Below are 15,935 nucleotides of genomic sequence, written 5' to 3'. Positions count from 1 at the left end.
AGCTAAAGGGCGGGATTATAGCGTAAAAGAGCCAGGAAGCTGTTAGCTGCGAGGGACTAGCGAAGCTCAATGCTGCCATCGACATTTTGCTGGTAGATCGTGTAGGGCAAGATGAGCGTATCCAGAACAGCGGAGAGAGGCACATCGATAAAAGCCCATGGCACGTCGTTCAACGCGATCCCGCTTGCGGAATTCGGCGGCCCATGCAGTACGCAGAGGTCATAGACCACCCCGCTGTAGATACGCGGAACAGACTGACAATAGGTTTTTTTCGCCTTGAGCGTTCGAACCGTGTCGCCATCCTCACGGAACGCCGTGGTCACGGTGCCGCAGCCGCCCAGAACCAGAAAACCGCCTATCAAGACCCACAGGCTCGCTTTTTTGCCTTTCATGGTTGCCTCTAATCGTTGGAAAGGCGAGAACCTACCATTATGGCCGGCGACTGACAGATAACTCGAAGCTCAAAACGGCGTAGGAGTCTTCTTCTTCGGCAAAAGCAGGAGGGAGCCGTTAAACTCGCGCTTTTCTTGCGCCGACGTCTATCCCTTGCGTCGCGCCACTGATCCGGCTTCCCGATGAATACACCCCCACCCGTTCCCCTTGCCCTGCTGCTGCTCGGCTTGAGCAGCACCGTCCTGGCCGACGATGCCACTTTGGTCCTCGACCCCAGCGTGGTCACCGGCTCGCGCAGCGCCAGCCCGACTTTCGACCTGCCGTACTCGGTGGACAGCATCAGCCACGCGCAAATCAGCGACGGCCAACTCGGCATCAACGCCTCCGAGGCGCTGTCGCGCGTACCGGGCCTGGTGGTACAAAACCGCCAGAACTATGCCCAGGACCTGCAGATCTCCTCGCGCGGCTTCGGCGCGCGCTCGGCGTTTGGCGTACGCGGCCTCAAGTTGATCGCCGACGGCATCCCGGCCAGCACTCCGGACGGCCAGGGCCAGGCGGCCACCTTCAACCTCGACACCGCCGAGCGCATTGAAGTGCTGCGCGGCCCGGCCGCCACCTTGTATGGCAGCAATGCCGGCGGCGTGATCCAGATGTTTTCCCGCGACGGCGAAGGCCCGCCGCGCATCGGCGCCGAAACCCTGGTGGGCAGCGACGGCATGAGCAAAAACCACCTCACCGCCGAAGGCGCGGCGAACGGCGCAGGTTTTGTGCTCGACGCTTCACGCATGGACACCGATGGCTACCGCGACCACAGCAGCGCCCGTCGTGACCAGACCTTCGCCAAGCTCAACTTCCAGCCGGACGAAGACAGCAAGTTGGCGCTGATCTATAGCAGCCTGGAGCAAAACGGCACACAGGATCCGCTTGGGCAAAGCTGGGCAGCCTACAAGGCCGATCCGCGCTCGGTAGCGCCGGCTGCATTGCAGTACAACACGCGAAAAAGCATCGATCACCAGCAGTTGGGCCTGAATTACGAACGCTACATCGGTGATGCGACGTTGCAGGTGAATGCGTACACCGGGCGCAGGAGCGTGATTCAGTACCTGTCGATTCCAGGCGGCACCGCCTCTGACAAGCGCGGCGGCGTGGTGGACTTCGACCGTAAATTCTACGGCGGCTCGGTGCATTGGCTGCAACCGATCACCAGCGCCCCCGGCGAGCTGACCCTGATCACCGGCCTCGATTACGACCGCAGCCAGGATGACCGCCAAGGTTATTCCAACACCCTGGACGGCGTGCACGGTGTCAAAGGCGCCCTGGGCCGTGACGAACTCGACACCGCCACCAGCATCGACCCGTTCGTGCAAGCCAACTGGCTGCTGGGCGACTGGACCCTGCAAGCCGGCCTGCGCCACAGCAGCATGAAAATGGAGGTGGACGACCACTTCACAAGCGACGGCAATGACAGTGGCAGCAAGACCTACCAGAAGAACACGCCTTCGGTCAGCGTGATGTACGCCTTCACGCCGGACCTGCATGGCTATGTGAGCGCGGGCAAAGGCTTCGAAACCCCGACCCAGGCCGAGTCGGCGTATTCGACCACTTCAAATGGCTTCAACTTCGCCTTGAAGCCGTCAGTCAGCAAACAATTTGAAGTCGGCTTGAAGGCAAAGATAGGCCAGGACACGCGTGTCAACGCGGCCCTGTTTCAAATCACCACTGACGACGAACTGGTGGTGCTGTCATCCAAGGACGGCCGCACTACCTACCAGAACGCCGGCCGCACCTTGCGCCGAGGCTTCGAACTGGGCATCGAAAGCCAGCTCTCGGAACAATGGAGCACCAACCTCGCCTATACCCGCCTGCAAGCCACCTATGACAGCGATTTCATGGGCGGCGGCAAGCCTGTGGACAAAGGCAACTACCTGCCCGGCGTACCGCAAACCACGCTCTTCGCCGAGCTGAACTGGAAACCCCGCGACTGGGTCAGCACCGCCCTCGAAGGCATGTACCGCAGCAAGGTCTACGTCGAAGACACCAACCAGCAACGCGCCGCGCCGGGCTACAGCGTGTTCAACTGGCGGGCGCGCTTCGAACAAAAGGTGGAGCACTGGACCTTTCACCAGACGGTGCGCCTGGATAACTTGCTGGATCGCCAGTATGTCGGTTCGGTAATTGTTGGGGACGGCAACTTCCGTTACTACGAGGCGGCGCCGGGAAGGTCGTGGTATGCGGGGGCCGGGGCTGAATACCAGTTCTGAGTATCGGACTGATCGTTCCCACGCTCCGCGTGGGAATGCATCCCGTGACGCTCCGCGTCACCTTGCACGTGGCTTGAGGAGCGGGACGCAGAGCGTCCGGGGCGGCATTCCCACGCTGAGCGTGGGAACGATCATTGCACCTGTTTGGGCAAACGCTGATCTATAAGCTGGTACAGCGCACTGCTCTCAGGCCAGTTACGCATAAACCGCGCGCGGTCCTTGGCGAACGCCGGCGCGAAGCTTGCGACCGAGCTGTGCTGACACATGGCGTCCAGGTCGATCAACGCCCAGCGATCCTCGGCCCAGAACAGGTTATGGCCCTTGAAATCACCATGGCTGATGCGCTCGCGGATCAGCTCGGCGAACAAGTGGTCCAGGGCCAGCAGTTCATTCTCGGGCGCATCGCCTTTCTCAACATACGGCGCAAAACGCTCGATGATGTCCGGCCCCGGCAGGTATTCAGTCACCAGGTAAGCCCGGCTGCGCAGCCACAAAAAACGTTTTTCCAACACCGCCAGCGGTTTGGGCGTGGCGATGCCGAGGAACGCCAGGCGGTTGCCCTCGCGCCACGAATGCCAGGCCCGGCTGGGGCGCCAGAAGCGCTTGAGCCAATGGGCAAACCCCTTGATGTTATAGCGCTTGATCACCAGTGGCCGCCCGCCCGCTTCGACCTTGGCGACGGTGGCCGCACCACCGGTTTTGTACAAATGGCCTTGGTCGAGCAGCGCGTCGGCCTGCTCCAGCACCGGCAGCATCGCCGCCTCTTCCTCACGACGAATCGCACGCAAAGCAAAGGCGCCACGCACCACGCTGAACAGCGTGCATTCACGGCCGACCTTGTTCAAAAAGTCTTTCAAGCGCCAGGCGCTGACCTTGCGCACCTGTTTTTCCAGCGCTTGCAGCGGCAAGGCGTGCTCGCCGTTGCCCAGCAGGTAGTACACCAGCAATTCTTCGGTGAACGGCTCGAGGTTTTTCGGCAACTGGGCGAAGAACACGCCAAGGTTTTCCAGCACCCGGTTGCGCGACAGCGGCTTGCCCGCCTCCTCAACACGAATCCCGGCGCCATCAATCAGATACAGCTTGCCGTCCTGGCGCAGCAGGTTGTCCAGGTGCAGGTCTTCCTGCCACAGGCCTTTGGCGTGCATCTGCGCAATTGCGCCCAACGCCTCTGCGAGCACAGCCGTTTGCTCGTCCGCCAATGGCGGCAACCCTTCGACCGCCTGCCAGGCATCGGCAAGGCTTTCGGCGCCTTCGATAAATTCAAACAGCAGCCAGCCGCCCTCGCCTTCCTGCAAGCCATCGGCCAGCAACTGTGGCGTGGTCAGGCCCTGCTCGGCCAGCAGGCGCACGCCGCTGAGTTCGCGCTGAAAATGCCGCGCCGCCTTGCTGCCCACCAGCAATTTGGCCAACACCGGGCGGCCGCGCCAGACGGCGGCGCCCACGTAGCGTTCGCCCGGCAACACGCGCAACAGGTTAAGCAGTTGCAGCTGGCCGGTGCCTGCGGCGTCGGCCAACTCGAGGGTCAGCGGCAGCTCAGGCGTGCGGCCGGCTTTTTTCAGTTCGGACAAGCGCATCAGCGCTTCTCCTTGTGGCTGCGCCGGGCCGTCAGGCGCTCGAACCAGGCGCCCACCAGCGCACTGTCTTCAGGCTGGTCCAGATACGCCGCCAGCAGTTGCCGCACTTGCGCATCCGACCACTGCGGCGCGCGGCGCAGCAACGGCTCCAGGTCCTTGATCCGATCACGCCGGCCGAACAGCAGCGGGCGGGTTTTCTCCAGGTCGATCAACTGCGCGGCATAACCGTCTCCGAGCGGTTGCAGGAAAATATGCTTGGGGTAAAAACAGCCATGCACTTGCCCTACGCTGTGCAGGTGGCGCGCCAGCTGACCACAGGCCAGCAAGATCGCACGGTGCTGGTCGTCACTCAGCTGCGGCCATTGTTCGAGCAGTGAATCCAGGTCATTCCAGCCATCCAGGGCTCGGGTCAGCAACATCGCGCGGCGCTCGCCTTCAACCTTGCGCTCACCGAAAAACGCCGCCTGCAACGCCGGAATGCCCAGCTTCCGGTAGCGGCTGATATTACGGAACTCGCGGGCAAACGTCGGCTCGCCAAACGGCTTGCTGAGCGTGCGCGTCAGGTAGTTGCTCTGGCGCTTGAGGTAGTAACCCTGGCCATCAAGCTCCAGGCGAAACACGCTGCTCCAGCCGCCGTCGCTGGTATTGGGTTCATCCACCGCGTCCAGTTGCCTGGCCCACAGCGCATCGAAGTCAGCCAGGCCGTGGCGCGCAAGCAATGCGCGATCATCGGCCGCCAGGAAATCAGTCATTCGCGCCCCTCGAAAAACTTCACCACGTGACGGATTCGCTGTTTGTCCGAAGCCGTCAGGTGCGTACGTTGGCGGTATTGCATGTAGAAACGCAGGCGCTGGGTGGCCGACAAGTGATACTTGGCGACTTTATCCAGGCAGGCCAGGTCCTTGGTAATACGGTACTTGAGCCAGAAACCGCGCCAGAAATCGCCGTTGGGGCAATCGATCAGGTACAGCGTACGGTTATCGTCAACCAGCAGGTTGCGCCACTTCAAGTCGTTATGGGTAAAGCGGTGTTCGTGCATCGTGCGCGTGTATTCGGCGAGCTGACGGCTGATCACGTTGACCCACTGGGGGTCTTTCAAGCACGGATCGTTACGATCGGCCAGCACCGACAGGTCTTCGGTCTTGGGCAGCTCGCGGGTAATCATCGCCCCGCGCGCATAGGCCAAACCCTTGCGCTCAAGGCCCCAGGCCACCACGTCGGCGGTGGGAATCCCCCACTTGGCGAAGCGCTTGAGGTTCTGCCATTCGGACTTCACCCGAGGTTTGCCCAGGTAACGGCGCAAGCCTTTGCCGGCGCCTACGTAGCGTTTGACGTAGTAATTGACCCCGCCACGCTCCACCCGAATCACTTCCGACAAGGGGTCGCGCGTCAGTCGCTCACCCTGCAAGGCAAACACCGCCTCCAGGCTACCAAAGTCATCCGCCAGGGCGGCGTAAGCAGGTTCCAGGTTCCAACCCGCCATCAGATCGCATCCCCCAGGCGTTGCTTGCGCGCATACAGCTTGTCGGCCTTGCGCTGCAACAAGCTCAGGGACGCCGACTGCTCGGCCAGGATCTGGCGCAGCGGCTGGCGGAAGTAGCCTTTGAGAAAGCGCAGTTTGTCGCGCTGAGTCAGGCCGATGTCCAGCGCCGAGTAGTACAGCGCGGACAAGTCCTTGTCGCGCCAGCGCAGCGGCAGATGGGCACGCAATTGGGCACGGTGCAGGTCGATCACTGAAAGCTTGATGGTGCGCGCATCGATCGGCCGGGACGTATCCAGCAGGAAGTGGCACAGGTAGCAGTCGCGGTGATTGACGCCGCCACGGTGCATGTCGCCGACCATGCGTGCCAGTTCGGCAGTGAGCGCATGGCGCAATGCCGGTGCCGGCGGCTCGGCCACCCAGTTGACGGTCAGGTCTTCCAGGCTGATGGTCGGGGCCAGTTCTTCGGTGATGATGAACGAGTGCTGGTCGGCCGGGTTGCTGCCTTTTTCACCGAAGGCCACGCCGGTCATGGTCGGCACACCCAGTTCCTGCAAGCGGTGGATGGCCGACCATTCCAGGCCGGCACCCAACACCGGCAGCTTGGCGGTGATCAGGTTCTTGAAGATCTCGCCCCAACCGATGCCACGGTGGATTTTCACGAAATACGGGCGGCCCTCCACCTCGGTACGCAAGGTGCGACGCGCCGCCAGTTCACGAAATACCTGGCCTTGCAGTTTCTCGACTTCGGCAAAGGCGTCACGCCCGGCCCATAAGGTCTTGAACGGTTCGGCAAGAATCAACTTCATCGTTTCGGCTCCGCCAGAATCACATCTGCCGCGTGCTGCGGCATGCTGTAGAGGTCGGCCGTCTCGGCGAAGGCCAAACCATTGCGGCCCCAGGCCGCGCGCTGTGCAGTGTCGGTAAGCATGTGCGTGAGGTACTGGTTGAGCTGCGCTTGTTCAAACGGCTCATCCAGCACCAGCCCGCTGTCGGCTTCGCCAATGTAGTGGGCATACCCACACACCGCCGAGACCAGCACCGGCAACCCGGCCACCAGGGCTTCGAGCAACACGGTACCGGTATTTTCGTTGTACGCCGGGTGAATCAACAGGTCGGCGCCCAGCAGGAAACGCGGGATATCGCTGCGGCCCTTGAGGAACTGCACGTTATCGCCCAGCCCCAACGTGGCGCTCTGCAACTGGAATACTTTGGGGTCGTCCTGGCCGATTACAAACAGGCGCGTACGTTTTTTAAGCTCGGTCGGTAGCGCGGCCACGGCCTTGAGGCTGCGGTCGACGCCCTTGGTCTTGAAGCCGGAACCGATTTGTACCAGCAGCAACTCGTCGTCGCGCAGGTTGAACTCCTTGCGGAAACCTTCGCGGATTTCGGCCGCATTTGGCGGCGCGCGGCGGTCCTGGGCAATGCCCGGCGGCAGCAGGTGGAAGCGCTCCAGCGGCGTGTCGTAATGCTTGATGAACAGCGGTTGCTGCACTTCGGAGATCATCAACACTTCGGTCTTGGCGTCTTTGGCGAACACCGCACGTTCGTACTCGGCAAAGTGCTTGTAACGGCCAAAGCTCTTGTACAGCGAGTGGCGCAGGTTTTGCGCCTTGTCTTCAAAGCAGCCGTCGGCGGCATAGTAAACGTCCAGGCCGGGCATTTTGTTGAAGCCGATCAAACGGTCCACCGGGCGCTTGGCCAGGTCAGCTTCCATCCAGGCCAACAGTTTCTCGTTGCGCCGATGGTTGAAGAACGCCTTGACCGGCGCCACCAGCACTTCAAAGCCGGGCGGAATCTCGCCTTCCCAGATCAGCGTGTAGACCCGAATCGTATGGCCGCGCTGCTGGCACTCCAGGGCGATGCGCATGAAGTCGCGCTGCAGGCCACCGAAGGGGAAATATTTGTACAAAACAAAAGCCAGTTGCATCAGTGCAGCTCCTCAGCCAATAACAACGTGCTCAGTCGGTTTGCCACACGCTCAGGGTTCAAGCGCGTGAAGCACAGGGGTGACTCGCGCTTGATGTCGAACCGACGCAGGTCGTCGGCCGTCGGTTGATAAGTACAGGTTTTTTGCAGGCACGGTGCGCATGGGAAGTCGCTGGCCAAGTGAATCTGGCCTTTGCCGTAGGCGCCGGTCAGGCCCGGGTTGGTGGGGCCGAACAGGGAGATGGTCGGCACGTCCAGCGCGGCGGCCAAGTGGCCCAGGCCCGTGTCCACCGCCACACAGGCGCGGGCACCGGCGAGCACACGGGCGACGCCGGCCAGGTTGAGTTTGGGCAGCACTTCGGCGTTTTGCAGGCCTTGGGCCAGACGCTCGGCGCGGGCCTTTTCGGCGGCATTGCCCCATGGCAATTTCACGTCCACACCCAGGCGGCCCATGCGTTCGGCCAGCTCACGCCAGTAGGCTTCGGGCCAGTGCTTGGTGTCCCAGGTGGTGCCATGCAGCAGCAGTACAAAGGGTTTTTTCGGCGGCAGACCGAGCAACTTGTCGACGCTCAGGCCGTAGTCGCCCAGGCCTTTGGGCAAGTCATAACCCAACGCCACGGCGAACAGCTGGCGCAAGCGTTCTACTGCATGCTGCCCACGGGCCACGGCCAGCCGGCGCGAGTAGAAACGCGCAGCCATCGGTTCACGGGCAGAATTCTTATCAAAACCGGCCACCGGCGCGCGTACATAGCGCGTCAGCCAGGCGCTTTTGAGCAGCCCTTGGGCATCGATCACCAAATCGTATTTGGTCGACTGCACGCTCTGCTTGAAGCGCCGCCATTCGCCGCTCTTGATGGTTTGCCAGATGTTCTTGCGCCAGCGACGAATCGCCACCGGGATCACTTTGTCCACGGCTGGATGCCAGGTGGGAATCTCGGCAAAGCCTTCTTCCACCACCCAGTCAAAGCGGATGCCAGGGATCGCCCGCGCCGCGTCGGTCAGTGCCGGCAAGGCGTGGATCACATCGCCCAGGGATGAGGTCTTGACTACCAATACGCGCAAACTAGCGAACCTCGACCGCGGAACCCTGCAACCGCTGCAAGGCTTCATTCACCGGCTGCGGCAACAACTGACGCATGCAGTTGTAATGGCCAAAACGGCAGGTACGCTCAAAACACGGGCTGCAATCCAGGCCCAGGCGCACCACCTCAACCTTGTCGGCCAAAGGCGGGGTGAAACCGGGCGACGTCGAGCCATACACCGCCACCAAGGGGCGGTTCAGCGCGGCCGCCACGTGCATCAGGCCGGAGTCGTTGGACACCACCGAATCGGCGCAGGAGAGTAAATCGATAGCCTCGGCCAGCGACGTGTCGCCACTGAGGTTCACCGCTTCTTCACGCAGGCCGGGGATCAGGCGCTGGCGAATGTCTTCGCCGACCGGGTGATCCTTCTTCGAACCAAACAGCCACACCTGCCAGCCTTCGCGAATCTTCATCTCGGCGACTTTGGCGTAATGCTCCGACGGCCAGCGCTTGGACTCGCCAAACTCGGCGCCGGGGCACAGCGCCAGCACTGGACGGTCAAGCGCCAGGCCGAACTTGACCAGCGCCGCGTCACGGCTCACCGGATCGATCTGCAGGCTCGGGCGCGGGTACGGCGTGGGCAACTCGGCGCCGGGCTCGTAGGCCAGCGCCATGAAACGTTCGATCATCAGCGGGTAGCGCGCCTTGTCGAGGGTGCGCACGTCATTAAGCAACACGTAGCGAAACTCGCCGCGCCAGCCGGTACGCTTGGGGATGCCGGCAAAGTACGGCACCAACGCCGACTTGAGCGAGTTGGGCAGCAAAATCGCCTGGTCGTACTGGCCGACCATGGATTTACCGATGCGTCGGCGCGTCGCCAATTCAAGGGCGCCATGGCCGAGCGGGAAGCTCAAGGCCGTGCGCACTTCGGGCATGCGCTCGAGGATCGGCCGGCTCCACTCAGGGGCGAGCACGTCGATTTGGCAGTCGGGATGACGTTGCTTGAGGCACTGGAACAGTGTCTGCGCCATCACCATGTCACCGACCCAACTAGGCCCAACGATCAGAATATTCATGTAGTTTCCACAAACGATGCGGGGAGGCTTATGCCTCCCCGCATCGTTATTTACTGTAGGTCACGGTAGCCACTTTGTGTCAGAACTGGCTTGTGTGGGAGCTGGCTTGCCTGCGAAGGCATCAACTCGGTATCACTGATAAACCGAGGCGTCTGCATCGCGGGCAAGCCCGGCTCCCACACAAAGCTGTGTGTCCACATTAGATTGGCATCCCACATTTAATCGAGTTTCAGCTTAACCCCAGTTCATTCCAGATTCGCTTCACCTGGCGCCGTTCGTCGGCGAACTGATCCCCGGCTACCGTGCCGGCCTCGTTTTGCAAGGCCTGGCGGTGCGCGGCGGAACGGTAGGCCTTATACACCTCCCGCAGCAGATGGGCATCGGCAGCGGGCATCAGCCCGACCTGCTCCAGGCCTTCCAGAATGCGGATATTGTCGGTATAGCGCAGCAACGATGGATGTTGCGCAGACCACGCCAAAGCCGCGTATTGCACCATAAATTCAATATCGACGATACCACCGGCGTCTTGCTTGAGGTCGAACACGGTCGTCGGCTCGAAGGCGTTCGCCCCCGTCCCGGCAGCCGTCGCCTTGGTGCCCAGGTTATCGCGCATCTTGGCGCGCATCTCGCTGACCTCCTGGCGCAGCTTCGCCAAGTCACGTTCACGCCCCAGTACGTTAGCGCGTACCTGCTCGAACGCATGGCCGACATCCTGACTGCCCACCAGTACCCGCGCGCGGATCAGGGCCTGATGTTCCCAAGTCCAGGCTTCATTTTCCTGGTAGCGCTCAAACGCCCCAAGCGAGCTGACCAGCAAACCGGAGGCGCCGGAAGGTCGCAGGCGCATGTCCACTTCATACAATTGGCCGGAGTTGGTCTGGGTGGTGAGCAGGTGAATGATCCGCTGGCCCAGACGCGTAAAGAACTGCGCGCCGTCGATGGGTTTGGCGCCATCGGTCTCGGCCTGGGGATCACCGTCGTGGATGAACACCAGGTCAAGGTCCGAGCCATGCCCCAGCTCGATGCCGCCGACTTTCCCGTAACCCACAATGATGAACCCCGGGTCGCACAGGCTGCCGTCCACGCGCTGCGGTGAGCCATGACGGGCGACCGTCTGGCGCCAGGCCAGGGCCAGCACTTGTTCGAGGATGGCTTCGGCGAGCCAGGTCAAATAGTCGCTGACCTTCATCAACGGCAGGCTACCGGCGATTTCCGAAGCGGCTACACGCAGGCGGTGGGCCAGTTTGAAGTGACGCAAGGCCTCCATCTGTTGTTCAAGGTCATCTTCGGGGATGCGTGTGAGGCGCTCACGCAGCTCAGCGGCGAGCTCCGGCGCCAAAGGTGGCTTGAACAGGCGGCCTTCGTTGAGCAACTCATCGAGCAGCAGCGGGAAGCGCGTGATTTGCTCGGCAATCCACGGGCTGGCGGCGCACAGCGTCAACAAGCGGCGCAGGGCGTCGGGGTTTTCGGTCAGCAGCACCAGGTAAGCAGAACGTCGCGCCACAGCCTCCACCAGCGGCAGCACGCGCTCGAGCACCAGATCCGGGTTGGCGTGCTCGACGGCCTGGGCCAGCAGGCGCGGGATAAAGGCGTCGAGCCGCTCGCGACCGAGGCGCTGCATGGCGCGCAACTGCGGGCTGCCACGCAGGCCAGCCAGGGCTTTGAGGGCTTTGGACGCGTCAGTAAAACCACCCTCGGCCAGTTGGCGACAAGCGGCGTCTTCGTCCTGGGTCTCTTCCCACAACGGTAACCACTCCCCGCCCACCACCAGCTCGCTTTCTTCGCCTTCTTCTTCGTCAGGATCAGCAATCACCTGACGGAAGTGCCAGTCCACCCGGCCACGCCAATACATCAGGCGCTCATGGAACGCGGCCCAGTCGACAAAGCCCAGCATAAAGGCAATGCGCGCCTGATCTTCGGGGCTGTCCGGCAGCATTTGCGTCTGACGGTCGGCAATCGCCTGGATCGCGTGCTCGGTATAGCGCAGGAATTCATAGCCATTGCGCAGTTCGGCGATCACCGCAGGCGGCAAGTAGCCCTGGCCTTCCAGCGTGCCGAGCACCATGAGCAACGGCCGCTGCTGCAGGCTCAGGTCGCGGCCACCGTGGATCAACTGGAACGCCTGGGCGATAAATTCCACCTCGCGGATGCCGCCCGAGCCCAGCTTGATATTCTCGGCCATGCCCTTGCGCCGCACTTCCTGCTGGATCAGCTGTTTCATGGTGCGCAATGCTTCAATCGCAGAAAAATCCAGGTAACGGCGGTAAACGAACGGGCGCAGCATATCCAGCAATTGCGCGCCGGCCACCTGGTCGCCGGCCACCACGCGCGCCTTGATCATGGCGTAGCGTTCCCAGTCGCGGCCCTGATCCTGGTAGTACTGCTCCAGCGCATTGAAGCTGAGCACCAACGCACCGGCTGAACCATAGGGCCGCAGGCGCATGTCGACACGGAACACAAAACCATCGACCGTCATGGGGTCGAGCGACTTGATCAGTTTTTGACCAAGTCGAATGAAAAACTCCTGGTTGTCCAGCGCGCGCTTCACGCCCACCGTCTCGCCGCCTTCGGGGTAGGCGAAGATCAGGTCGATGTCCGATGACAGGTTCAACTCCACCGCGCCGAGCTTGCCCATGCCGAGGATGACCATGTGCTGGGCTTCGCCGCTGCGCCGGCCAGTGGGCGTGCCGAACTGTACGCAGTGGCGCTGGTACAGCCACTGGTAAGCCTGGTCGATGCTGGCGTCGGCCATGTCGGAAAGGTCGCGACAGGTTTGCACCAGGTCCGCCTGTCGGGTCAGGTCGCGCCAGATAATGCGCACTTGCTGACGCGTGCGTTGGCGGCGCAGCACCCGGCCCAACTCATCTTCTGTTTCGGCCTGTTGCACGGCACCGGCGATCTGACTGCACAGCTCACCGGGCGCAAAGCCGCGGTCCAGCTCGCCCCAGGCCACCAGTTCAAGCAACATCAAAGGGTCACGAACACTCTGTTCAATGACGAAATCACTGGCGGCGCACACCCGGGCAAAGTCGGCCCACCGTTGCGGCGTCCACGCAGAAAGTCCATGATCGGCGTCCAGCGCGGCCACTGCGTCACGAAATGACTGCTCGGCCCGCTGGGCAAAAGGCAAGAGAATGGCCGGCAGTTCGGCCAGCGTTGGAAGGCTCATGGTCTATCCTTGATCGGCGCGCGAAAGGCATGTGGTTGTGAAGGCAAGAACCACGCTTGGTGAAGGACTGTCGAACAAAGGTTAGAAATAGCTGAAATTAATTTCATCTTGGCAGCCAGCATCAAACTTTCACCTTTTCTTGTTCGCAAATGATCAACAATAACGATTATGCTCACCAGCCAGACCGAGCCATACGCTCAGTCTTGTGTAGTTTTACTACTCGTATATACATTCGAAAGGCTGAAATGGCCGACGATTTGTAGTAAAACTACAGGACGCCGAAGCAACCTTCGGCCATCCAAGAATTTATGTCGTCTGCCCACAAGGCCAGTCGCAAACTTCAGGCAACCGATTCTGGTAGCCTTTCCGCCCTGGAGCAAGCCATGCAAGACCTCGATCCCGTCGAAACCCAGGAATGGCTGGACGCCCTGGAATCGGTTCTCGACAAAGAAGGCGAAGACCGTGCTCATTATTTGATGACCCGTATGGGCGAACTCGCGACCCGCAGCGGCTCGCAATTGCCTTACGCCATCACCACGCCATACCGCAACACCATCCCCGTTACCCACGAAGCACGCATGCCTGGCGACCTATTCATGGAACGCCGCATTCGCTCGCTGGTACGTTGGAACGCCATGGCGATGGTAATGCGCACGAACTTGAAAGATTCTGACCTGGGCGGTCACATCTCCAGCTTCGCTTCCAGCGCAACCCTGTATGACATCGGCTTCAACTACTTCTTCCAGGCCCCGACCGACGAACACGGCGGCGACCTGATCTACTTCCAGGGCCACACCTCGCCAGGCGTCTATGCCCGTGCGTTCATGGAAGGCCGCATCACCGAAGAACACATGAACAACTTCCGCCAGGAAGTGGACGGTAACGGCCTGTCGTCGTACCCGCACCCTTGGCTGATGCCTGATTTCTGGCAGTTCCCGACAGTATCCATGGGCCTTGGCCCGATCCAGGCGATCTACCAGGCACGCTTCATGAAGTACCTGGAAGCCCGTGGCTTCATCCCTGAAGGCAAGCAGAAAGTCTGGTGCTTCCTGGGCGACGGCGAGTGTGACGAGCCGGAATCCCTGGGCGCTATCTCCCTGGCTGGCCGCGAGAAGCTCGACAACCTGATCTTCGTCATCAACTGCAACCTGCAGCGCCTCGACGGCCCGGTTCGCGGCAACGGCAAGATCATCCAGGAACTCGAAGGCGTGTTCCGCGGTGCTCAGTGGAACGTGACCAAAGTCATCTGGGGCCGTTTCTGGGACCCACTGCTGGCCAAGGACGTCGACGGTATCCTGCAACGTCGCATGGACGAAGTCATCGACGGCGAGTACCAGAACTACAAAGCCAAAGACGGCGCGTTCGTACGTGAACACTTCTTCAACACGCCTGAACTCAAGGCAATGGTTGCAGACCTGTCCGACGACGAAATCTGGAAACTCAACCGTGGCGGCCACGACCCGTACAAGGTCTACGCGGCGTACCACGAAGCGGTCAACCACAAAGAACAACCTACCGTCATCCTGGCCAAGACCATCAAAGGTTATGGCACCGGTGCCGGCGAAGCGAAGAACACTGCGCACAACACCAAGAAAGTTGATGTTGAAAGCCTGAAGCTGTTCCGCGATCGCTTCGACATCCCGGTCAAGGATGAAGAGCTGGAAAACCTGCCGTTCTTCAAGCCGGAGCCAAACAGCGCCGAAGCCCGCTACCTCAGCGAGCGTCGCACTGCACTGGGCGGTTTCGTGCCACAGCGCCGCGCCAAGTCTTTCGACATCCCGACTCCGCCACTCGATACCCTCAAGGCTATCCTGGACGGCTCGGGCGACCGTGAAATCTCCACCACCATGGCTTTCGTGCGCATCCTGGCGCAGCTGGTCAAGGACAAGGAAATCGGTTCGCGTATCGTCCCGATCATCCCGGACGAAGCCCGTACCTTCGGTATGGAAGGCATGTTCCGTCAGTTGGGCATCTACTCCTCCGTCGGCCAGCTCTACGAGCCAGTCGATAAAGACCAGGTGATGTTCTACAAGGAAGACAAGAAGGGCCAGATCCTCGAAGAAGGCATCAACGAAGCGGGCGCCATGAGCTCCTTCATCGCTGCCGGTACTTCGTACTCCAGCCACAACCAGCCGATGCTGCCGTTCTACATCTTCTACTCGATGTTCGGCTTCCAACGTATCGGCGACCTGGCGTGGGCAGCAGGCGACAGCCGTACCCGTGGCTTCCTGATCGGCGGCACCGCCGGCCGGACCACGCTGAACGGCGAAGGCCTGCAACACGAAGACGGTCACAGCCACATCCTGGCTGCCACCATCCCGAACTGCCGCACCTTTGATCCAACCTACGGCTATGAGCTGGCGGTGATCATCCAGGACGGCATGAAGAAGATGACCGAAGAGCAGCAGGACGTTTTCTACTACATCACTGTGATGAACGAGTCCTACCAGCAACCTGCCATGCCGGCTGGTGTTGAGGAAGGCATCATCAAGGGCATGTACCTGCTCGAAGAAGACACCAAGGAAGCGGCGCACCACGTGCAGCTGATGGGCTCCGGCACCATCCTGCGTGAAGTGCGTGAAGCGGCGAAGATCCTGCGTGAAGAGTTCAACGTCGGCGCTGACGTGTGGAGCGTTACCAGCTTCAACGAACTGCGTCGCGACGGCCTGGCAGTCGAGCGCAACAACCGCCTGCACCCAGGTCAGAAACCAGCCAAGAGCTACGTCGAAGAGTGCCTGGCCGGCCGTAAAGGTCCAGTCATTGCCTCTACCGACTACATGAAGCTGTTTGCTGAACAGATTCGCCAGTGGGTCCCGTCCAAGGAATTCAAAGTCCTGGGCACCGACGGTTTCGGCCGCAGTGACAGCCGCAAAAAGCTGCGTCACTTCTTCGAAGTTGACCGTCACTTCGTGGTGTTGGCAGCCCTGGAAGCCTTGGCTGACCGTGGTGAGATCGAACCTAAGGTGGTGGCTGACGCTATCGTCAAGTTCGGGATCAACCCGGAAAAACGCAACCCACTGGACTGCTGAGG

Annotated in this window: 11 protein-coding genes; 2 read left to right on the top strand and 9 right to left on the bottom strand. The window is 61.2% G+C overall.

What is annotated here, in order from left to right; genetic code table 11:
• Positions 1 to 56: 56 nt before the first annotated feature.
• Positions 57 to 392, bottom strand: coding sequence for a YceK/YidQ family lipoprotein (locus tag HBO23_RS18660; protein ID WP_099548079.1), 336 nt, complete (start codon positions 390 to 392; stop codon positions 57 to 59).
• Between the two features lie 183 nt (positions 393 to 575).
• Between HBO23_RS18660 and HBO23_RS18655 the strand changes: the two genes are divergently transcribed.
• Positions 576 to 2,654, top strand: a complete 2,079-nt coding sequence (locus tag HBO23_RS18655) for a TonB-dependent receptor (protein ID WP_138450278.1) — start codon at positions 576 to 578, stop codon at positions 2,652 to 2,654.
• 131 nt (positions 2,655 to 2,785) lie between these two features.
• Here the strand turns inward: HBO23_RS18655 and HBO23_RS18650 are convergent, their stop codons facing one another.
• From HBO23_RS18650 to glnE, 8 genes are all read right to left on the bottom strand, one after another.
• Positions 2,786 to 4,228 (bottom strand): lipopolysaccharide kinase InaA family protein, encoded by a 1,443-nt coding sequence (locus HBO23_RS18650; RefSeq protein ID WP_170039091.1) that lies wholly within the window; start codon positions 4,226 to 4,228, stop codon positions 2,786 to 2,788.
• Positions 4,228 to 4,980, bottom strand: coding sequence for a lipopolysaccharide kinase InaA family protein (locus tag HBO23_RS18645; RefSeq protein WP_017138511.1), 753 nt, complete (start codon positions 4,978 to 4,980; stop codon positions 4,228 to 4,230). Before HBO23_RS18645 ends, HBO23_RS18650 begins: the two co-directional genes overlap by 1 nt.
• A complete protein-coding gene (locus HBO23_RS18640) occupies positions 4,977 to 5,711 on the bottom strand; it encodes a lipopolysaccharide kinase InaA family protein (RefSeq protein ID WP_138817155.1) in 735 nt (244 codons plus the stop codon). The genes HBO23_RS18645 and HBO23_RS18640 overlap by 4 nt, the downstream gene beginning before the upstream one ends.
• The gene (gene rfaP / locus HBO23_RS18635; protein WP_017138513.1) at positions 5,711 to 6,517 is read right to left on the bottom strand and encodes a lipopolysaccharide core heptose(I) kinase RfaP; all 807 of its coding nucleotides are present in this window, start codon (positions 6,515 to 6,517) and stop codon (positions 5,711 to 5,713) included. The genes HBO23_RS18640 and rfaP overlap by 1 nt, the downstream gene beginning before the upstream one ends.
• Positions 6,514 to 7,638, bottom strand: a complete 1,125-nt coding sequence (locus HBO23_RS18630) for a glycosyltransferase family 4 protein (RefSeq protein WP_017138514.1) — start codon at positions 7,636 to 7,638, stop codon at positions 6,514 to 6,516. Before HBO23_RS18630 ends, rfaP begins: the two co-directional genes overlap by 4 nt.
• Complete coding sequence (waaC, locus tag HBO23_RS18625) at positions 7,638 to 8,699, bottom strand: lipopolysaccharide heptosyltransferase I (protein WP_170039089.1); 1,062 nt, start codon at positions 8,697 to 8,699, stop codon at positions 7,638 to 7,640. Before waaC ends, HBO23_RS18630 begins: the two co-directional genes overlap by 1 nt.
• A 1-nt stretch (position 8,700) precedes the next feature.
• Complete coding sequence (gene waaF, locus HBO23_RS18620) at positions 8,701 to 9,735, bottom strand: lipopolysaccharide heptosyltransferase II (RefSeq protein ID WP_170039087.1); 1,035 nt, start codon at positions 9,733 to 9,735, stop codon at positions 8,701 to 8,703.
• A 229-nt stretch (positions 9,736 to 9,964) separates the two neighbouring features.
• The gene (gene glnE / locus HBO23_RS18615; RefSeq protein ID WP_170039085.1) at positions 9,965 to 12,904 is read right to left on the bottom strand and encodes a bifunctional [glutamate--ammonia ligase]-adenylyl-L-tyrosine phosphorylase/[glutamate--ammonia-ligase] adenylyltransferase; all 2,940 of its coding nucleotides are present in this window, start codon (positions 12,902 to 12,904) and stop codon (positions 9,965 to 9,967) included.
• Between the two features lie 383 nt (positions 12,905 to 13,287).
• On the opposite strand from glnE, the gene aceE reads away from it, so the two are divergent.
• Entirely contained in the window at positions 13,288 to 15,933 is a 2,646-nt protein-coding gene (gene aceE, locus HBO23_RS18610; RefSeq protein ID WP_017138519.1) for a pyruvate dehydrogenase (acetyl-transferring), homodimeric type, read from the top strand.
• Positions 15,934 to 15,935: the final 2 nt, after the last annotated feature.

The organism is Pseudomonas sp. WS 5532 (assembly GCF_012985445.1).
Taxonomy (GTDB): domain Bacteria; phylum Pseudomonadota; class Gammaproteobacteria; order Pseudomonadales; family Pseudomonadaceae; genus Aquipseudomonas; species Aquipseudomonas edaphica.
The sequence above is the reverse complement of the archived record's forward strand: the minus strand, read 5'-3'. Positions and strand labels throughout refer to the sequence as shown.